Origin of the sequence: Streptomyces sporangiiformans (assembly GCF_005768555.2) — a bacterium.
GTDB classification, from domain to species: domain Bacteria; phylum Actinomycetota; class Actinomycetes; order Streptomycetales; family Streptomycetaceae; genus Streptomyces; species Streptomyces sporangiiformans.
On sequence record NZ_VCHX02000320.1, the window covers coordinates 32460 to 51124 of the forward strand.

Consider the following 18665-nt stretch of genomic DNA (forward strand, 5'->3'; position numbering starts at 1 on the left):
CCATTTTGCCCTGCGGTCGTGGTACATCGCATCAGCTATACATCGGTTCCGAGGTATCATCCGGTGAGGCGCGAGGCGACGAGGGAGCGTGGCGATGAAGCAGGCCGAGTTCGACGGCAGGGGAAGCCTCATACGCTGGACGGAGACGTCGGGCGACGAACCCGCGCGGGTGTACGTGCACGGGCTGGGCGCGGCGTCGGCCGCCTACCATGCGCACATCGCGGCCCGGCCCGAACTGGCCGGCCGCCGCTCGCTGTTCGTCGATCTGCCCGGGCACGGCATCAGTGACCGGCCCGAACACTTCGCCTACACGCTGGAGGATCATGCCGACGCGCTGGCGGCGGCTCTCGACGAGGCACGTGTCACGAGAGCGGAGCTGATCGCGCACAGCATGGGCGGCGCCGTGGCGATCGTGCTCGCCCGCCGGCGGCCCGACCTTGTCTCACGGCTCGTCCTTACGGAAGCCAACCTTGATCCGTACCCGCCGGACACCGCGGGCAAGAGCGGCATCGCCTCCTACGAGGAGGACGCCTACGTCGACGGCGGCCACGCGCGCGTGCTGGACCGGGTCGGCCCTGTGTGGGCGGCGACCATGAGGCTCGCCGAGCCACGAGCCCTGCACCGGACGGCGACCGGCCTCGCCCGGGGATCGCGCCCCACGATGCGCCACATCCTGGAAGACCTGCCGATCGACCGTGTCTACCTTCAGGGTGCTCTCAGTGGCGAACTGCCGGGAAGGCAAGCCCTGGAGTCCGCCGGAGTGCGGGTGGTGACCGTGCCCGGTGCGGGGCACAACATCATGTTCGACAATCCGGACGCATTCGCCGAGGCGGTGGCCGGAGCGTCGTAGGACATGTCCTGAGCCTGGCGCACGTCCTCAGCTCTGGCGCGCGCGTCCTCAGCTCTGACGTACGGCCAGTGCGAGGAACCGGGCGTCCTCGTCGACGTACGAAGTCATACGCCAGCCGGAGCCGGCCAGGAGCGGGCCGAGGTTGTCCTCGGCGCGCAGGTCGTCAGGTGTGATCTGCCGTCCCTGGCGTGCCGCCAGGGCGGCCCGGCCGATCGGGTGGAAGAGCCCCAGCGTCCCGCCGAGCCGCACGACCCTTGCCAACTCCCGTAGATTTTCGGCGGGGTTCGGCAGGTGAGCGATGAGCCCTGCCGCGAAGACGGCGTCGAGTGACTCCGAACGCAACGGCAGCGCGGCCACATCGGTGAGCAGCAACTGTCCCGCTCGGTCCCGCCCCGCCCGTACCGCGGCCTCCAGCATGGCAGGGGTCAGGTCAGCGCCGACAACCACTCCGGAAGGCCCCACGGCTTCTCTCAGCGGCGGCAGTGCCCGTCCCGTGCCACAGCCCGCGTCGAGCACGCGGTTGCCCTTCCGCAGGCCGAGTTCGGCGACCGCCGCCGCGTACGCCGGATCGTCGTCGGGGAACCGGGCGTCCCATTCGGCCGCGCGGGCCGCGAAGAACTCCTGCACGTGTGTGTGGTCGTCGCTCATGCTTCGCATGATCTCGCACCCACACGGACCGGCATGACCGGCGCCGAGGCGGAACTCGACGCGGCGCACATGTTTGAGCATGGCGCGATCGTTCCGGTACAGCTCTGCGTCATATTCCAGCACCTTTCGAAACGCGCCCCCTTTGCGCGCCCCGGTCGGGACTAGCGTCCCGGAGCCATGGGACACCTGGACCACGCCACCTTCGGCTGGCTGACGCCCGTACTGTCGTACGTGATGGCCTGTATAGGCGCCGCCCTCGGGCTGCGCTGCACGGTCCGCGCCCTCGGCGCGTCGGGACGGTCGCGCCGCAACTGGCTGCTCACCGCGGCTTCCGCGATCGGCACCGGCATCTGGACGATGCACTTCGTGGCAATGCTCGGCTTCGGTGTCAGCGGCACCGACATCCGCTACAACGTGCCACTCACCGTCCTCAGCCTGCTCGTCGCCATGATCGTCGTCGGTGCGGGCGTCTTCGCCGTCGGCTATGGCCGGCACCGTGGCCGGGCGCTCGTGCTCGGTGGCCTCACCACCGGCCTGGGCGTCGCGAGCATGCACTACCTGGGAATGGCCGCGCTGCGGCTGCACGGCGACGTGAACTACGACCCGGTGCTCGTGGGCACCTCCGTCGTGATCGCCGTGGTCGCGGCGACAGCGGCCCTGTGGGCGGCGCTGAACATCAAGTCGCCGATCGCGGTCGCCGTCGCCTCCCTCGTCATGGGAGGGGCGGTGAGCAGCATGCACTACACCGGGATGATCGCGGTCAGCGTGCGTGTCTCCCCCTCCGGCTTGGCCCTGCCCGGGGCCACGGCGATGCAGTTCATCTTCCCCCTCGCCGTCGGCCTCGGGTCCTACCTCTTTCTGACATCGGCGTTCGTCGCGCTCTCCCCGACGGCTGGGGAACGCGAGGCATCCGCATCGGCCCAGCGACCCGTCGAGAGCGTCGCCCCCTGACGGGGGGCCGGCCTGGCGACAGGCACGCGCCCGCCGAACCACTCCGAGCGAGGAGGCCATGCGTACACCCCGTAGGACCCCCACAGACGGCTCCCGGCCATCGTCCCCGACTCCGGTTCGGGGCCGCCGCGCGCACGCCGGCCCACCAGCAGACGAAGGCTCCGCCCCGCAAGAGCCCACCGGCACGGCGCCCACCGATACACCCACGCGCGCGGGACTGTGGAGTCCTCGCCCCCGCACCGTACGGGCGAAGATCGTCTGCCTGTTGATGGTGCCCGTCATCTCCTTGCTCGCCCTTTGGGCGTACGCCACCGTCACCACTGCTCAGGACGTCTCACAATTGCGGCAGCTGCAACGGGTGGACTCCCAGGTGCGTGCCCCGGTGGCCGCCGCCGTGGCCGCCCTCCAGGCCGAGCGCACCGCCGCGGTGCGCCATGCGACCACCCCCGCCGCCGGGCGGGAGAGCGACCTCAGGGCACTGGCGTCGCGTACCGACCGGGCCGTGGGGAAGTTGCGGCTCGGGGACCGCAACACCGTCGCGGACAGCGAAGAGCTGCCCTCCGGAGTTGCGCAGCGGCTCGCTGTCTTCGTCACCCGAGCCGAACAACTGTCTTCCCTGCGTACCGCGGTGCTCGACCGGCGGACCGAGTGGAACGAGACATACGCGCAGTACACCGAGACCATTTCGACGGCCTTCGCAGTCGGCGGAGCGCTCACCGGAATCCAGGACGCGGATCTCGGCTCGGACGCGCGCGTGGTGCTCGAGTTCTCCCGCGCGGGGGAGGCGCTGGCACAGGAGGACGCGGTGCTCGCCGGCGCCCGGCTCGCCGGGGCCCTCGAGGGAGAGCGGCTGCGGCTGTTCACCGGTGCCGTCGACACACGCCGGTTGCTCACCGAGTCCGCTGTCGCGGATCTGCGAGGGCCGGAGCGGGCCGCCTGGGACGACCTCGCGGAGGGGAGCGCGTATGCCGGCATACGCGCCGTAGAGGACAAGGTGCTCGTGACCCAGCCCGGCCACAGGGCCATCGATGCCACGCGGGAAGCGGCCTGGAATGCCGCCCACGCGCGCGTGCAGGACGACATGCGGACGATCGAGGCGGGTGCGGGTCATGGTGTCGCGGACCGGGCCGACCCGCTCCGGCGCGGCCTGCTCTCACCGGCAGGTGCCGCGGTCCTCCTGGGCCTGGTCGCCGTGGCGGCGTCGCTCGTCATCTCCGTCCGCATCGGACGCGGCCTGGTCGTCGAGCTGGTCAGCCTGCGCAACGGCGCACTGGAGATCGCCCGCCGCAAACTCCCGCACGCCATGCGCAGGCTGCGGGCGGGAGAGGAGATCGACGTCCGTGCCGAAACCCCGCCCGGACCGCCCGCGGAGGACGAGATCGGACAGGTCGCGGAGGCCCTGAGCACCGTGCACCGGGCCGCCCTGCACGCCGCGGTCGAACGGGCGGAACTCGCCAGCGGCATCTCCGGAGTGTTCGTCAACCTCGCCCGCCGCAGCCAGGTTCTCGTGCATCGTCAGCTGAACCTGCTGGACAGCATGGAGCGCCGATCCGAGGACCCGAACGAACTGGGCGACCTGTTCCGCCTCGACCACCTGACCACGCGGATGCGCCGTCATGCGGAAAGCCTGATCATCCTTTCCGGAGCCGCTCCCGGCCGGGCCTGGCGCATGCCGGTGTCGCTCACCAACGTGGTCCGTGCGGCCGTCTCCGAAGTCGAGGACTACGCGCGCGTGGAGGTACGGCAACTCCCGGAGACGGCGGTCGTCGGAGCCGCGGTCGCCGACCTCACGCACCTCCTGGCCGAGATCGTCGAGAACGCCGCCCAGTTCTCACCGCCCCACACCAAAGTGCGGATAACCGGCGAGCCGGTCGGCAACGGCTACGTGGTGGAGATCGAGGACCGGGGCCTCGGCATGGGCAAGGAGACCCTGTCCGAGGCCAACCGCCGCATCGAGCGGTCCGAGGCGCTCGACCTGTTCGACAGCGACCGGCTGGGACTGTTCGTGGTGAGCAGGCTCGCCGCCCGGCACGACATCAAGGTGCACCTGCGGACCTCGCCCTACGGCGGCACCACCGCGGTCGTCCTGCTGCCCACAGCCCTGCTGCACACCGCTGCGGCGGAACGTTCCGGTGCCGACCGGGTGGACAGCACACAGCCCTCGGAACGTGAGCACGCGCGTGTGCCCGGCGCCGCCACGAAGCAGGACTCCGTAGAGGCCTTGGCCGAGCGGCCCGCCCTGGTCGCCCCGGCGCACGATCCCATGGGAGCCCCGGCGGACGGACCGCATGAAGCACCGCCGCCCGGCGTCACAACCCTGAGGTTGCACCGCCCGACTGACGAGCCCGAGCAGTCCGACGAGCTCCCGCGGCGCGTACGACAGGCGAGTCTCGCCCCGCAGTTGCGGGTGGAGCGACCTGCCGAGGCCACGGAATCGGCGCCCCCTCAGGGCGACCACGGACGCACCCCCGAACTGGTACGGGACCGCATGGCCGCCTATCGCGCCGGCTGGGCCCGCGGCGGCGGACGTTCACCCGGCCTCGGCGCAACCTCCGGCCCCGTAGCGGGCGGCGACAGCAGCGAAGGAGACCCCGCATGATCCAGGACCCGGGCATGGCGACCGCTCAGCGTGCCGGTGAACTCGACTGGCTGCTGGATGACTTGGTGCTGCGCGTCGGTGAAGTACGGCATGCCGTGGTGCTGTCGAACGACGGGCTGGCGGTGGGCGCGTCCAGCGACCTCCGACGGGAGGACGCAGAGCACCTCGCCGCGGTCGCCTCGGGCTTCAACAGCCTGGCCAAGGGCGCCGGCCGCCACTTCGGTGTGGGCGGCGTACGCCAGACCATGGTGGAGATGGACGACGGTTTCCTGTTTGTGGCGGCCGCAGGCGACGGCTCCTGCCTCGCCGTTCTCAGCGCCGTGACGGCCGACATCGGGCTGGTCGCCTACGAGATGGCTCGTCTGGTCAAGCGTGTGGGCGAGCATCTCCACGCAGCGCCACGTGGCGCCGTGCAACCGCCCGTGTCCGGGTGAGCGAAGGGGGTCGGCGCACATGAGCGAGGACAGAGCGGGCACTTCTGAGCAGTTGGGGAGTCAGTGGTACGACCACGAGGCCGGGCCGCTCGTCCGCCCGTACGCGATGACAGGCGGCCGCACCAAGCCCGGTCCCACGGGCGTGCGCTTCGACCTGATCGCGCTCGTTTCACTCGACGCGGGAGCCCCTGACGTCGGCGACGACAGCTCTCTGGGCCCGGAACACCTCGCCCTGACCGAACTCTGTCGGGTCGAGACCCAGTCCGTCGCGGAGTTGGCCGCGGGCGCCGACCTGCCCGTGGGCGTGGTCCGGGTGCTTCTCGGCGACCTCCTGGAGCTGGGATGCGTCACGGTCAGCCGCCCGGTGCCGCCCGCACAGCTGCCCGACGAGCGCATCCTGCGCGAGGTCATCGAGGGACTGCGAGCGCTGTGATGACGAACCAGAACCCCCGACGACCGTTCCCACACACTGGTGCGCACTCAACCGGGCACCGGATGTGCGCCGGACGGTCACAACGGTCAATTTGCGGTCCAACCACCCGAAGTCAAGCCGCAGTTGTCATGATGCTGACTTCGCGCGGACGCACTGTCGTCGGCCGTTGCCGTTACTCCCGAGAGAAGTGATCGATGGTCTCCGAGCACTCCGATGCCACGAACGCCGAGACGGCCGCCCTGGCGTTGAAGATTCTGGTCGCCGGCGGGTTCGGCGTGGGCAAGACCACGCTGGTGGGCGCCGTCAGTGAGATCAGGCCCCTGCGCACCGAGGAACTGCTGAGCGAGGCGGGTCAGTCGGTGGACGACACCGACGGCGTGGACGAGAAGGTCACGACGACCGTCGCCATGGACTTCGGGCGCATCACCATCAGGTCCGGCTTGTCGCTCTACCTGTTCGGCACGCCGGGACAGGACCGGTTCTGGTTCCTGTGGGACGAACTGTCACAGGGCGCGCTCGGCGCCGTCGTCCTCGCGGACACCCGGCGGCTCGAGGACTGCTTTCCCGCGGTGGACTACTTCGAGCACCGGCGCATCCCGTTCGTGGTGGCCGTCAACTGCTTCGTCGGCGCGCGTCCGTACGGCGGAGACGAGGTGTCACGCGCCCTCGACCTCGACCGAGGGACGCCCGTGGTGCTCTGCGACGCCCGTGACCGCGACTCGGGGAAGGAGGTGCTGATACGTCTCGTCGAGTACGCCGGGCGGATGCACACTGCCCGGCTGCTCGACTCCGTCAGCTGACACGCGGCTCGCTCAGTCCGCGACAGCTGCTTGGGCGAGGACCTTCTCGATCCTTACGCGAACGAGGAGTTCACCGGGCACGCCATTGCGGGCACCGAACTCCTCGGCCCGCTCCTCACCCATGTAGCGCGCTCCGATCCGCCCTGCCCAAAGCCGTATCTCGGCCAGATCCTCCGAAATTCGGGCTCGTCCCTGCAGGACCACGAAGGCATACGGAGGGCGGTCGTCGTCCACACACAGGGCGATTCGCCCGTCCCGTGCCAGATTCCGGCCCTTGACGCTGCTCTTTCCGGTATTGAAGACCACGTCGTCCCCGTCGAGCAGAAACCAGATCGGTGTCAGATGCGGGCTTCCGTCGGCCCTGACGGTCGACAATTTGCCAGTGCGGGTGCCCTCTGAGACGAAGGCCCGCCATTCCTCATCGGTCATCTTCTGTGCCATGCCCCCATCCTGCTTGCTCGCGCGGCGGCTGTGGGGAAGGGTGGCTGGTCAGATCCTCCGGCCAGGGGGGATCACAACACGGGGAGACGGAGTATGGCGCAGAACCAGGGACTTGGCTGGCTGTTGGACGACCTGACCGAGCGTGTGGAACATGTGCGGCACGCGCTGGTGCTGTCCAACGACGGGCTGGTGACCGCCGCGAGCACGGGACTCAGGCGCGAGGACGCCGAACACCTCGCCGCCGTCTCGTCGGGCCTGCACAGCCTGGCCAAGGGCTCCGGCCGGCACTTCGGCGCCGGCCAGGTACGCCAGACGATGATCGAGTTCGATGACGCGGTGCTCTTCGTCACGGCGGCGGGCGCCGGCAGCTGTCTGTGCGTACTCAGCGCGGCCGAGGCAGACATAGGCCAGGTCGCGTACGAGATGACGCTGCTCGTCAACCGCGTCGGCGAACATCTCCGCATCGATGCGCGACAGCCGGAACGCGCACCCGTCGTAGACCTCTGACCTGCATGGACGTCGACGCGCTCAGAGTTATCCACAGGCTCGGCGCGAGACGTTGCGAACCGGCTACGGTTTTTCCCGAAGCAAGCGCACGCAAGTCGGGCGCAAGCAGGGCAAGGGCACGCAAGTGCACGTCGCTGTACGGGGGAGAACCACCATGTCCGGAAACACCATCACGCAGGCCCGCCCATCGCTCGCACAGAGCCGCGCCGCGCGAGAACTGGGGCTCAAGCGGGGCGAGTTCGACCTCGCCGTCCGCCTCGGACGCATCCGGACGGTGCCGGACGAAGGGGGCGGGGGCCGGCGCGTGGCCCGTGCGGAGATCGACCGGGTGCGTTCCGAGGACGGCTTCCCCGACGCACTGCGGAAACATGTCAAGGTCGTGGGCACTTCGCAGGGCGCGGCTCTCATGGACGTGACAGCGGCCCGGTTCACACGGCTCGCCCGCCTGGGCTTGGTCGCTCCCGTGAAATTTTATTTGAACCGCTACCGGGCGGTGGTCTGGCTGTATCTGGCCGAGGAGGTACGGCAGTTCGCCGCGAGCAAGGAGAACGCCCCACTGCTGAGCGGCCGTACGCCCGAAGGGCTGCGCGACCAGCTGGACGCGGGTCTGGATCTGCGGGCCCGCAACTGGCGGGGACGGCATGTCGGATTTCTGCTGCGGCAGACCAAAGACCCCTGGGCGCGGGCCGCGGCCGTGGCCTCCCTGCTCGACCCCGTGCAGATCGGGGAGATCATCGACGATCCGTACGAACGCGCGTATCTGAACCGCTACCGGCCCGAACAGCCATCCCACGGTGCGCCCGGTTCGCCCGCCGCGCACATCGCCGCGCGGATCATGACAGCCGAGGACCCGGACGAGATCGACTGGCTCCGCAGCGACTTGGCGAACGCGATCGCGGAGGCCCGCGCGGAGCGTCCCGCGCCGCGTCCGACACCGAGGCCGGCGCCTCCGGCCCCACCACCACCGACGACCACCGGGCAACCGGAATGCTCGCGCGGCCTCATCGGATGGTTGCGCCGCAGAAACCTCTGACCCCTCAGGCCTCGAGCTTGCGGAAAAGTCCTTCCTGGACCACCGAGACGAGCAGGCGTCCTTCCCGGTCGTAGATGCGTCCGCGCGCCAGGCCGCGGCCACCCGTGGCGATCGGCGACTCCTGGTCGTACAGGAACCACTCGTCGGTGCGGAACGGCCGGTGGAACCACATGGCGTGGTCCAGCGAGGCCATGTCGAAGCCCCGCGGACCCCAGAGCGGCTCCACGGGGATGCGCACGGCATCCAGGAGGGTCATATCGCTCGCGTAGGTGAGCGCGCATGTGTGGACGAGCGGATCGTCGCCCAGCGGTCCGACGGCGCGCATCCATACGGCGCTGCGCGGTTCGGCACCCTCGACTTCCTCACGAGCCCAGCGCAGCCGGTCCACGTAGCGGATATCGAAGGGCTGGCGTCGGGCCATGCGCTCCAACGTCTCAGGGAGCACGCCCAGATGCTCCTTGATCTCCTGACTGACGGTCGGGAGCGACTCAGGATCGGGGACCTTGCGGGCCGGCGGCAGCTGGTGCTCGAAGCTCCCTTCCTCAGGCTTGTGAAAGGAGGCGGTCAGATTGAAGATCGTGCGGCCCTGCTGCACGGCGGTGACGCGACGCGTGGTGAACGACCGCCCGTCGCGGACCCGCTCGACCTGGTACACGATCGGCACGCCCGGCCGGCCCGGGCGCAGGAAGTACGCGTGCAGTGAGTGCACGGGCCGTTCCCCGTCCGTGGTGCGGCCGGCGGCGACCAGGGCCTGGCCCGCCACCTGCCCGCCGAAGACCCGCTGCAGGGACTCCTGCGGGCTGCGGCCACGGAAGATGTTGACCTCGATCTGCTCCAGGTCGAGCAGATCGACGAGTCGTTCGGCTGGGTTCGTCATCTGTCACGTTCTCCTGTGCTCACAACTGGCCGACGTCGGTGACCTTCACGACGGCACGTCCCTCGGCGTCGGAAGCCGACAGGTCGATCTCCGCGCTGATGCCCCAGTCATGGTCGCCGTTCGGATCGGCGAAGGTCTGCCGGACGCGCCACAGGCCGTTCTGCGGCTCCTCCTCGATGAGCAGCAGCTTGGGGCCGCGAGCGTCGGGACCGGTGCCGAGGTCGTCGTACTCGTCCCAGTACTTGTCCATGGCCTCGCCCCAGGCGTCGGCGTCCCAGCCGGACTCGGCGTCCAGCTCGCCGAGTTCCTCGACGTGGTCGAGTGCGGCGAGCTCGACACGGCGGAACATGGCGTTGCGAACGAGGACCCGGAAGGCTCGCGCGTTCGCGGTGACCGGCCTGACCTGGTCAGCCTTCTCCTGGGCTTCCTCCGCCGTCATCTCCTCCGGGTTGGCGAGCTGCTCCCACTCGTCGAGGAGACTGGAGTCGACCTGACGCACCATCTCGCCGAGCCAGGCGATCAGGTCCTCCAGATCGTCGGACTTGAGATCGTCCGGGACCGTGTGGTCGAGAGCCTTGTACGCGCTCGCGAGGTAACGCAGCACGATGCCCTCGGTGCGGGCGAGTTCGTAGAAGGAGACGAACTCGGTGAAGGACAGGGCCCGTTCGTACATGTCACGGATGACGGACTTCGGCGACAGCGGATGGTCACCGACCCAAGGGTGGCTCTTGCGGTAGGTGTTGTACGCGTGGAAGAGGAGCTCCTCCAACGGCTTGGGGTACGACACGTCCTGGAGCCGCTCCATCCGCTCCTCGTACTCGACGCCGTCGGCCTTCATCGCCGCCACGGCTTCGCCGCGGGCCTTGTTCTGCTGAGCGGCGAGGATCTGCCGGGGGTCGTCCAGCGTGGACTCGACGACGGACACCATGTCCAGCGCGTAGGAGGGGGACTCAGGCTCCAGCAGTTCGAACGCGGCGAGCGCGAAGGTGGACAGCGGCTGGTTGAGCGCGAAGTCGTGCTGGAGATCGACCGTCAGCCGCACGATGCGGCCCTCGGCGTCCGGTTCGTCGAGCTTCTCGACGATGCCGCCGTCAAGGAGCGAGCGGTAGATGGCGATCGCTCGGCGGATGTGCCGCAACTGCTGCTTGCGCGGCTCGTGGTTGTCCTCCAGGAGATGGCGCATCTCCTCGAAGGCGTTGCCGGGCCGGGCGATCACCGACAGAAGCATCGTGTGTGTGACCCGGAAGCGGGAGGTGAGGGGTTCCGGATCGGACGTGATGAGCTTCTCGAACGTGTTCTCCGTCCAGCCGACGAATCCCTCGGGCGCCTTCTTCCGGACCACCTTGCGGCGTTTCTTCGGATCGTCTCCCGCCTTGGCGAGGGCCTTCTCGTTCTCGACGACATGCTCGGGTGCCTGGGCGACGACGAAGCCCGCCGTGTCGAAGCCCGCCCGGCCGGCGCGGCCCGCGATCTGGTGGAACTCCCGCGCGCGCAGTGTGCGCACCCGATTGCCGTCGTACTTCGCCAGAGCCGTGAACAGCACGGTGCGGATCGGGACGTTGACGCCGACACCGAGGGTGTCCGTGCCGCAGATGACCTTCAACAGACCGGCCTGGGCCAGCTTCTCCACCAGACGCCGGTACTTGGGCAGCATGCCGGCGTGGTGCACGCCGATGCCGTGCCGTACGTAGCGGGAGAGATTGCGTCCGAACTTGGTGGTGAAGCGGAAGTTGCCGATCAGCTCGGCGATCTGGTCCTTCTCCGCACGCGAGCACATGTTGATGCTCATCAGTGCCTGTGCCCGCTCCACGGCCTGGGCCTGGGTGAAGTGGACGATGTAGACCGGAGCCTGCTTCGTCTCCAGGAGCTCGGTGAGCGTCTCCGTGAGCGGCGTCAGCTTGTACTCGTAGGAAAGGGGCACGGGCCGGGTGGCCGAGCGGACGACCGCGGTGGGCCGGCCGGTCCGCCGGGTGAGGTCCTTCTCGAACATCGAGACGTCGCCGAGCGTGGCCGACATCAGGATGAACTGGGCCTGAGGCAGTTCGAGGATCGGGATCTGCCAGGCCCAGCCGCGGTCGCCTTCGGCGTAGAAGTGGAACTCGTCCATGACGACCTGGCCGACGTCGGCGTTCCTGCCGTCGCGCAGCGCTATGGAGGCGAGCACCTCGGCAGTGCAGCAGATGACGGGCGCGTCGGCGTTGACGGAGGCGTCGCCGGTCAGCATGCCCACGTTTTCGGTGCCGAAGATCTTGCACAGCTCGAAAAACTTCTCCGAGACGAGCGCCTTGATCGGCGCCGTGTAGAAAGTGACCTCGTCACGGGCCAGCGCCGCGAAGTGCGCACCAGCGGCGATCATGCTCTTGCCCGAGCCGGTGGGCGTCGACACGATCACGTTCGCACCCGAGACCACCTCGATCAGCGCCTCCTCCTGGTGGGGATAGAGCGTGAGACCACGTTCCCCGGCCCACGACTCGAAGGCTTCGTAGAGGGCGTCGGGATCTGCGGTCTGCGGCAGCTGATCGATAAGGGTCACGCTCCCATCTTGCCTGTGATCCCCCGCAATGAGGGAATCGGTTGCCGACCCGAAGATCACGAACGCTACGCTGTGGCGCCGACGGGGCGTCAGTGCACGTATGCAACTGGACGCCGGTACACGAGGAATGGGGCGGGCCACGGCCATGATGGGACCAGCACACTCACTGTCGGGGGCCGCCGCCTGGCTGGGCGTCGGAGCCGCGGCCGCCGCCGCGGGTCACACGATGCCCTGGCCGGTCCTCCTGGTCGGCGCGCTGATCTGCGCCGGCGCCGCGCTCGCCCCGGACCTCGACCACAAAGCGGCCACCATTTCGCGCGCCTTCGGACCCCTCTCCCGGGGACTGTGCGAGATCGTCGACAAGCTCTCGTACGCCATCTACAAGGGGACGAAGAAGCAGGGCGATCCACGCCGCTCGGGTGGGCACCGCACGCTTACGCACACCTGGCTGTGGGCGGTGCTGATCGGCGCGGGCACCTCCGTCGTTGCGATCACTGGGGAGCGCTGGGCGGTCCTGGCGATTCTCTTCGTCCACATGGTGCTCGCCATCGAGGGTCTGCTGTGGCGGGCGACCCGCGGGTCCAGCAGCGATGTCCTGGTGTGGCTGCTCGCCGCGACCAGCGCCTGGATCCTCGCCGGAGTCCTGGACAAGCCGGGGAACGGCTCCGACTGGCTGTTCACGGCGCCGGGCCAGGAGTACCTGTGGCTCGGGCTCCCAGTCGTCCTCGGCGCGCTGGTGCACGACATCGGGGACGCGCTGACGGTGTCCGGCTGCCCGATCCTGTGGCCGATACCGGTCGGCCGCAAGCGCTGGTACCCGGTGGGGCCGCCCAAGGCGATGCGGTTCCGGGCGGGCAGCTGGGTCGAGCTGAAGGTACTGATGCCGGCGTTCATGCTGCTCGGCGGAGTGGGCTGCGCGGCCGCGCTCAACGTCATCTGAGCGACTCGGCCGACCGCACGGGCAGTGCCTCGGTCGCCCGGCCCGGCAGCCGCGCTCCCGCCACCGGCACCCGGGGCAGCGGCCTGGCAACCGGGCCGAGCGAAGCTTGCTCACGTGTCGCTGTCCGCGGTCGACGGGGCGTAGCCGTGGCCGGGGCCGCCGGCCAGGGCGCAGGCCTCGGCGGACGGAGAGCGACACGCGTCGCCGTCCCCGGCCGGATGGGTTTGATCCGTGGGGAGTCCGCGCGCGGGCAGGGTGCGGTGACGGTGGTGTCAGCCGGACAGGGCATCCCCGTCGACGATGTGCATGGCAGCCTCCTCCGCCGATGCCGCAGCGCCGTCGATGCCCACGTCGGTGGCGATCAGCCGGCTCTCCTCGTCCTCGTGCGCACCTTCGTCGGGGGCCACGAGACGTCCGGATCGTGCGGCGCCCACCTCGTCGTCCAGGGCCTCGCCATCGGAGTCCGGGCAGTCACCGATACCGTCTCCGTCAGCTGGTGCGACCTCCGGCAGTTCTTCTGCCAGGCGTTCCTCCAGCGTCTCGCCGCGCTGCCGTTCGGCCGCGGTCACATCTCTGCGCTCCACCGCCCACGGCCGCTCCGGTGGGGACCAACCCCGGTCCAGGGGGTCGCTCACGCCGTCGGATTCCAGGGTGTCTTCGGCGTCGAGCAGGCCGGCGTCGTCCTGAACCTCGGATTCGTCGGGCTGGTAGACGTCGTCTCCCCATCCGTCGGCGCTGTCCACGGGTACCTCCATGTGGTGCGGGCCGACCCGCTGTCGCCGCGTTCGCCGGGCGGGCGAGCGGGCCCCTGGGCTCGAGCTGCGCCCCCGCGGAACCGGGTGGCTTTTGGGCCTGCCCATGCCGGTGCCGACATCCAGCCTTCCACTCCTCTTCGACTCACCGCAACGCCACGGAGTCGGTACGCCGTCCCGGCCGCGCTCCTGTCGGCGGCCGCGAACCCTGGCCGGGGCCCACGCACAGCCCCGGAGCCGGTCCGCCCGCCCGAAGAACACAGGCGGACCGGACACCGGAGCTGCGGCTCACCCGTGCCAGGACCGCCACAGTGCCGCGTACGCGCCGTCGGCGGCGACCAGCTGGTCGTGGCTGCCGAGTTCGCTGATGCGGCCGCTCTCGACGACGGCGATGACGTCGGCGTCGTGGGCGGTGTGCAGCCGGTGGGCGATGGCGATCACGGTCCGGCCATCGAGGACGCGGGCCAGGGAGCGTTCCAGGTGGCGGGCCGCGCGCGGGTCGAGGAGCGAGGTGGCCTCGTCCAGGACCAGTGTGTGCGGGTCGGCCAGCACCAGCCGGGCGAGCGCGATCTGCTGGGCCTGGGCCGGGGTGAGCGTCAGTCCGCCCGAGCCGACCTCGGTGTCCAGGCCGTCCTCCAGCGCACGGGCCCACCCGTCGGCATCGACCGCGCCGAGGGCAGCCCACAGCTCGGCGTCTTCGGCACCTGTGCGGGCGAGCAGCAGGTTGTCGCGCAGGGACCCCACGAAAACATGGTGTTCCTGGTTGACCAGCGCCACATGGGCCCGGATCTCTTCGGCGGACATCTCGGAGAGCTCGGTGCCGCCCAGGGTGATGTGGCCGTCGCGGGGCGCGTAGATCCCGGCGAGCAGCCTGCCCAGCGTGGACTTGCCCGCGCCGGACGGGCCGACCAGGGCCAGGCGGGTGCCCGGCGCGACCTCCAGAGAGACCTTGCGCAGGACATCGACGCCGGCGCGGTAGCCGAAGTGCACCCGGTCGGCGTGGACGTCACGCCCGTCGGGGGCCGGCGACCCGTCACCGGCATCCGGCTCGATGTCGCGGACACCGACCAGCCGGGCCAGCGAGACATGGGCCACCTGCAGCTCGTCGTACCAGCGCAGGATCAGCCCCACCGGGTCGACGAGCATCTGGGCGATCAGCGCGCCCGTCGTCAGCTGGCCGATCCCGATCCACCCCTGGAGGACGAAGAATCCGCCGATCATCAGGACCGAGCCGAGGACCGTGACATGCGTGATGTTGATGACCGGGAACAGCACCGAGCGCAGCCACAGCGTGTACCGCTCCCATGCCGTCCACTCCCTGACACGGCGGTCCGACAGACCGATGCGGCGCGCGCCCAGGCGGTGGGCCTCGACGGTGCGCCCGGCGTCCACGGTCTCGGCGAGCACGCCGGCCACGGCGGCGTAGCCGGCGGCCTCGGAGCGGTAGGCCGACGGCGCGCGCTTGAAGTACCAGCGGCAACCGGCGACGAGGAGCGGGACGGCGACCAGTACGGCGGGGGCGAGCGGCGGCGCGGTCACGGCGAGCCCTCCGAGCAGCAGGACCACCCACACCACACCGATGGCCAGCTGCGGCACGGCCTCGCGCATGGCGTTGGCGAGCCGGTCGATGTCCGTGGTGATCCGGGACAGCAGGTCGCCGGTCCCGGCCCGCTCGAGGACACCCGGCGGCAGTCCGACCGACCGGACAAGGAAGTCCTCGCGCAGGTCGGCCAGCATCCGTTCGCCGAGCATGGCGCCACGCAGCCGGACCTGGCGTACGAACACCGCCTGGACGGCCAGGGCGATGACGAAGAACGCGGCGGTGCGCTCCAGATGCACCTCGCGTGCCGAGGCCGCGCCGTCGGAGACGCGTTCGACGAGGGATCCCAGCAGATAGGGGCCCACCATCGAGGCGACGACGGCGGCTGTGTTGACGGTGATGAGCAGCAGGAAGGCCCGGCGGTGCCGTTGGAACAGTTCGGCCACGTAGGCGCGTACGGTCTCCGGGGCGCCGACCGGCAGAGTGTTCGCCGTCGTCGGGGCCGCCGGGTCGTAGGCCGGTGGCGCCACGCCGATCATGCGGTCTCCTCGATTTCTTCCAGGTCGTCCAGTTCATTGAGCTGCTTCACATGGCCCCTGTCGTGCGCTGAGGCCTCGTCGTCGGTCTCGCGGGTCACCACGGCTCGGTACCGGGCTTCGCTGTGCACCAGTTCACGGTGCACGCCGACCGCCGCGACCTCGCCCTCGTGGACGAGCGCGACCCGGTCCGCGTGGTCCAGGAGGAGGGGGGACGAGGTGAACACCACCGTCGTACGCCCCTGCCGCAGGGACCGGATCCCGTCGGCGATCCGCGCCTCGGTGTGGGAGTCGACGGCGGACGTCGGCTCGTCCAGGACGAGCACCTCGGGGTCGGTGACCAGGGACCGGGCCAGCGCGAGACGCTGGCGCTGGCCGCCCGACAGGGAGCGCCCGCGTTCGGTGATCCGGGCGTCCATCGGGTCCTCGGCGTCCAGCGACCCCTGGGCAAGGGCGTCCAGGACGTCGCCGCACTGGGCGGCGGCCAGCGCGTCCTCGGCACTCACATCGCCCGAGGCCGGCACGTCGAGGAGTTCGCGAAGGCTGCCGGACAGCAGCACAGGGTCCTTGTCCTGGACGAGGACGGCGCCGCGGGCGGAGTCGAGCGGCAGCTCGTCCAGCGGTACGCCGCCGAGGAGCGCGGACGGCAGGTCCGACGAGGCCGCCGCATGCCCGCCGAGCCGCTCGGCCAGCACGCCCGCCGCGTCCGGGTCGCCGCACACCACGGCGGTGAGCCGCCCGGCCGGAGCGAGCAGACCCGTCGACGGGTCGTACAGATCGCCGGTCGGCGCTTCGGCCTCGCGCGACCCCTCGCTGTCCGTCGCCCGCTCCAGCGCCAGCACCCCGGCCGCGCGCTTCGCGGACGGCCGGGAGAAGGAGTACGCCATCGCGATCTCCTCGAAGTGGTGGAGCGGATACGTGAGGATCATGACGGCGCTGTACACGGTGACCATCTCGCCGACGGTGATGCGTCCCTCCCGAGCCAGATGCACGCCGTGCCAGACGACCGCGATCAGCAGGAGTCCGGGCAGCAGCACCTGGATCGCGGAGATCATCGACCACATACGGGCGCTGCGGACGGCGGCCCGGCGGACCTCCTGGGAGGCCCGGCGGTAGCGGTCCAGGAACAGTTCCTCGCCACCGATGCCGCGCAGCACGCGCAGACCCGCGACGGTGTCCGAGGCCAGCTCCGTGGCACGTCCCGCCTTCTCCCGCTGGAAGTCGGCACGCCGGGTCGCGCGGGGCAGCAGCGGCAGCACCGCCAGCGCCAGGACGGGCACGCCCACGGCGACGACGATCCCCAGCTCGGGCTCGTACACGACCAGGGCGACGCAGACGAAGACGACGGTCAGGGCCGCCGCGGTGAACCGCGACACGGCCTCCACGAACCAGCCGATCTTCTCCACGTCACCCGTGGAGACCGCGACGACCTCGCCCGCCGCGACCCGCCGCGTCAGCGCGGAACCCAGCTGGGCGGTCCGGCGGGCCAGCAACTGCTGGACACGCGCGGCAGCGGTGATCCAGTTGGTGACAGCGGTGCGGTGCAGCATGGTGTCGCCCACCGCGATACCGAGCCCGCACAGCGCGATCAGCCCGCCCGCGAGGGTGAGCCGCGCACCGGAGCGGTCCACGACGGCCTGGACGGAGAAGCCGACGCAGAAGGGCAGTCCGGACACGGAAAGGAAGTGCAGCAGCCCCCAGGCCAGGGACTTCAGTTGTCCGCCGAGTTGATTGAGACCGAGCCACAGCAGGAATCGAGGACCCGAGCGTGCGTCCGGCACACCCGGGTCGCGATACGGAAGATCTTGAATCTGCATGACGTCCCAGAGGCTCGTAGAACGGGGTGGGGGGAGGCAGCAAGCCGTGAAAGGTTCGCGTCACAGAGTGTCCGCAGGCAAACGGTTTTCCGCCGCCTGGCAAAGATTCGGCCCGGACTGTCCTTATATGGCCGGTATACCGAGGGCCGGGACGTAATCGTCCGGAACACGGTGCGACGATGGACGGCATGCGAATAGGCGGTGCGATGCGCACGACGGCAGCCGCGGCGGTCTGCGGTGCTCTTCTGGTGTCCCTGACGGCCTGCGGTGGTTCGGACGGTGAGGACGGTCGCAGGGACGACGCCCGGTCGAGTGACAAGCCAGGGCAGGCACAGGCGCGCACCGTCGACCTCAAACGCATCCCCGACGTCGGCGACCGGCTGCAGAAGCAGATCCCCGTCAACTCCCGCCAGGTGGTGGCGGTCTACGGCGAGGGCAAGGACTCGGCGGACTCCAGGATCGTCCTCTACACCAAGTCGGGTGCCACCTGGGACCAGACCCGCAGCTGGCAGGGGCACAACGGCAAGAAGGGCTGGACCACCGACCACCGCGAGGGCGACAAACGCAGCCCCGTGGGTGTGTTCACGCTCAGCGACGCGGGCGGCGTCCTCGACGATCCGGGCGCCAAGCTCCCGTACACCCAGTCCGCGGGCTTCCAGGCCCCGCGCTACTGGGCCAAGTCGCACTGGAACGACTTCGACTACGTCATCGCCATCGACTACAACCGCGTCAAGGGCACCTCGCCGAACGACCCGACCCGCCCGCAGGGCCAGTCCAAGGGCGGCAGCATCTGGCTGCACATGGACCACGGCAGCGGCACGTCGGCCTGTGTGAGCCTGCCCAAGCGGGGCATGGAGTACCTGCTGCGCACGCTCGACCCGGCCAAGCACCCGGTCGTGGTGATGGGCGACAAGGCGGACCTCAAGTCCTGACGTCTCATTGCGGGAAGGGCCAACTCCCCGTAGAACACCGCC

At 70.0% G+C, this 18665-nt stretch carries 17 protein-coding genes; 10 read left to right on the top strand and 7 right to left on the bottom strand.

Going from position 1 to position 18665, the window contains the following annotated elements:
• Positions 1-94: 94 nt before the first annotated feature.
• The gene (locus FGD71_RS39595) at positions 95-850 is read left to right on the top strand and encodes an alpha/beta fold hydrolase (protein WP_119105391.1); all 756 of its coding nucleotides are present in this window, start codon (positions 95-97) and stop codon (positions 848-850) included.
• Positions 851-898: 48 nt separating this feature from the next.
• Here FGD71_RS39595 and FGD71_RS39600 read toward each other — a convergent pair whose 3' ends face one another.
• A complete protein-coding gene (locus FGD71_RS39600) occupies positions 899-1507 on the bottom strand; it encodes a class I SAM-dependent methyltransferase (RefSeq protein WP_240437000.1) in 609 nt (202 codons plus the stop codon).
• 168 nt (positions 1508-1675) lie between these two features.
• On the opposite strand from FGD71_RS39600, the gene FGD71_RS39605 reads away from it, so the two are divergent.
• The 5 genes from FGD71_RS39605 (at position 1676) to FGD71_RS39625 (ending at position 6715) form a co-directional block, all read left to right on the top strand.
• Positions 1676-2449, top strand: coding sequence for an MHYT domain-containing protein (locus tag FGD71_RS39605; protein WP_119105392.1), 774 nt, complete (start codon positions 1676-1678; stop codon positions 2447-2449).
• Between the two features lie 58 nt (positions 2450-2507).
• Complete coding sequence (locus FGD71_RS39610; protein WP_119105393.1) at positions 2508-5048, top strand: nitrate- and nitrite sensing domain-containing protein; 2541 nt, start codon at positions 2508-2510, stop codon at positions 5046-5048.
• Positions 5045-5482 carry a roadblock/LC7 domain-containing protein gene (locus tag FGD71_RS39615; protein WP_119105394.1) on the top strand — a complete coding sequence of 146 codons (438 nt, stop codon included), beginning with the start codon at positions 5045-5047 and terminating at the stop codon, positions 5480-5482. Before FGD71_RS39610 ends, FGD71_RS39615 begins: the two co-directional genes overlap by 4 nt.
• A 19-nt stretch (positions 5483-5501) precedes the next feature.
• Positions 5502-5915, top strand: a complete 414-nt coding sequence (locus tag FGD71_RS39620; RefSeq protein WP_119105395.1) for a DUF742 domain-containing protein — start codon at positions 5502-5504, stop codon at positions 5913-5915.
• Between the two features lie 194 nt (positions 5916-6109).
• Positions 6110-6715 (top strand): GTP-binding protein, encoded by a 606-nt coding sequence (locus tag FGD71_RS39625; protein WP_119105396.1) that lies wholly within the window; start codon positions 6110-6112, stop codon positions 6713-6715.
• Between the two features lie 12 nt (positions 6716-6727).
• Here FGD71_RS39625 and FGD71_RS39630 read toward each other — a convergent pair whose 3' ends face one another.
• Complete coding sequence (locus FGD71_RS39630; protein WP_119105397.1) at positions 6728-7156, bottom strand: PPOX class F420-dependent oxidoreductase; 429 nt, start codon at positions 7154-7156, stop codon at positions 6728-6730.
• 93 nt (positions 7157-7249) lie between these two features.
• Between FGD71_RS39630 and FGD71_RS39635 the strand changes: the two genes are divergently transcribed.
• Together FGD71_RS39635 and FGD71_RS39640 are read left to right on the top strand one after the other, a co-directional pair.
• Entirely contained in the window at positions 7250-7663 is a 414-nt protein-coding gene (locus FGD71_RS39635) for a roadblock/LC7 domain-containing protein (protein ID WP_119105398.1), read from the top strand.
• Positions 7664-7817: 154 nt separating this feature from the next.
• Positions 7818-8696, top strand: coding sequence for a DUF6397 family protein (locus tag FGD71_RS39640; RefSeq protein WP_119105399.1), 879 nt, complete (start codon positions 7818-7820; stop codon positions 8694-8696).
• 4 nt (positions 8697-8700) lie between these two features.
• Here the strand turns inward: FGD71_RS39640 and FGD71_RS39645 are convergent, their stop codons facing one another.
• The gene (locus tag FGD71_RS39645; RefSeq protein WP_119105400.1) at positions 8701-9573 is read right to left on the bottom strand and encodes an acyl-CoA thioesterase; all 873 of its coding nucleotides are present in this window, start codon (positions 9571-9573) and stop codon (positions 8701-8703) included.
• Between the two features lie 19 nt (positions 9574-9592).
• The gene (locus FGD71_RS39650) at positions 9593-12106 is read right to left on the bottom strand and encodes a DEAD/DEAH box helicase (RefSeq protein ID WP_119105401.1); all 2514 of its coding nucleotides are present in this window, start codon (positions 12104-12106) and stop codon (positions 9593-9595) included.
• Positions 12107-12251: 145 nt separating this feature from the next.
• Between FGD71_RS39650 and FGD71_RS39655 the strand changes: the two genes are divergently transcribed.
• Entirely contained in the window at positions 12252-13046 is a 795-nt protein-coding gene (locus FGD71_RS39655) for a metal-dependent hydrolase (protein ID WP_119105402.1), read from the top strand.
• Between the two features lie 272 nt (positions 13047-13318).
• Here the strand turns inward: FGD71_RS39655 and FGD71_RS39660 are convergent, their stop codons facing one another.
• The 3 genes from FGD71_RS39660 to FGD71_RS39670 all read right to left on the bottom strand — a co-directional run bounded on the left by FGD71_RS39660 (position 13319) and on the right by FGD71_RS39670 (position 17691).
• Complete coding sequence (locus FGD71_RS39660; protein ID WP_119105403.1) at positions 13319-13789, bottom strand: DUF5709 domain-containing protein; 471 nt, start codon at positions 13787-13789, stop codon at positions 13319-13321.
• Positions 13790-14086: 297 nt separating this feature from the next.
• Positions 14087-15877 carry an ABC transporter ATP-binding protein gene (locus tag FGD71_RS39665; RefSeq protein ID WP_119105404.1) on the bottom strand — a complete coding sequence of 597 codons (1791 nt, stop codon included), beginning with the start codon at positions 15875-15877 and terminating at the stop codon, positions 14087-14089.
• Positions 15874-17691, bottom strand: a complete 1818-nt coding sequence (locus FGD71_RS39670) for an ABC transporter transmembrane domain-containing protein (protein WP_119105405.1) — start codon at positions 17689-17691, stop codon at positions 15874-15876. The genes FGD71_RS39665 and FGD71_RS39670 overlap by 4 nt, the downstream gene beginning before the upstream one ends.
• Positions 17692-17879: 188 nt before the next feature.
• On the opposite strand from FGD71_RS39670, the gene FGD71_RS39675 reads away from it, so the two are divergent.
• Positions 17880-18623, top strand: a complete 744-nt coding sequence (locus FGD71_RS39675) for a hypothetical protein (RefSeq protein ID WP_181359372.1) — start codon at positions 17880-17882, stop codon at positions 18621-18623.
• The last annotated feature ends 42 nt before the right edge of the window (positions 18624-18665 follow it).

Excerpts from the sequence above, each read along its gene's own strand:
- FGD71_RS39605 (WP_119105392.1), top strand. The coding sequence starts at position 1,676 with ATGGGACACCTGGACCACGCCACCTTCGGCTGGCTGACGCCCGTACTG.
- FGD71_RS39610 (WP_119105393.1), top strand. The coding sequence starts at position 2,508 with ATGCGTACACCCCGTAGGACCCCCACAGACGGCTCCCGGCCATCGTCC.
- FGD71_RS39625 (WP_119105396.1), top strand. The coding sequence starts at position 6,110 with ATGGTCTCCGAGCACTCCGATGCCACGAACGCCGAGACGGCCGCCCTG.
- FGD71_RS39635 (WP_119105398.1), top strand. The coding sequence starts at position 7,250 with ATGGCGCAGAACCAGGGACTTGGCTGGCTGTTGGACGACCTGACCGAG.
- FGD71_RS39615 (WP_119105394.1), top strand. The coding sequence starts at position 5,045 with ATGATCCAGGACCCGGGCATGGCGACCGCTCAGCGTGCCGGTGAACTC.
- FGD71_RS39595 (WP_119105391.1), top strand. The coding sequence starts at position 95 with ATGAAGCAGGCCGAGTTCGACGGCAGGGGAAGCCTCATACGCTGGACG.
- FGD71_RS39675 (WP_181359372.1), top strand. The coding sequence starts at position 17,880 with ATGCGAATAGGCGGTGCGATGCGCACGACGGCAGCCGCGGCGGTCTGC.
- FGD71_RS39655 (WP_119105402.1), top strand. The coding sequence starts at position 12,252 with ATGATGGGACCAGCACACTCACTGTCGGGGGCCGCCGCCTGGCTGGGC.
- FGD71_RS39665 (WP_119105404.1), bottom strand. The coding sequence starts at position 15,877 with ATGATCGGCGTGGCGCCACCGGCCTACGACCCGGCGGCCCCGACGACG.
- FGD71_RS39630 (WP_119105397.1), bottom strand. The coding sequence starts at position 7,156 with ATGGCACAGAAGATGACCGATGAGGAATGGCGGGCCTTCGTCTCAGAG.
- FGD71_RS39620 (WP_119105395.1), top strand. The coding sequence starts at position 5,502 with ATGAGCGAGGACAGAGCGGGCACTTCTGAGCAGTTGGGGAGTCAGTGG.
- FGD71_RS39670 (WP_119105405.1), bottom strand. The coding sequence starts at position 17,691 with ATGCAGATTCAAGATCTTCCGTATCGCGACCCGGGTGTGCCGGACGCA.
- FGD71_RS39600 (WP_240437000.1), bottom strand. The coding sequence starts at position 1,507 with ATGCGAAGCATGAGCGACGACCACACACACGTGCAGGAGTTCTTCGCG.
- FGD71_RS39640 (WP_119105399.1), top strand. The coding sequence starts at position 7,818 with ATGTCCGGAAACACCATCACGCAGGCCCGCCCATCGCTCGCACAGAGC.
- FGD71_RS39645 (WP_119105400.1), bottom strand. The coding sequence starts at position 9,573 with ATGACGAACCCAGCCGAACGACTCGTCGATCTGCTCGACCTGGAGCAG.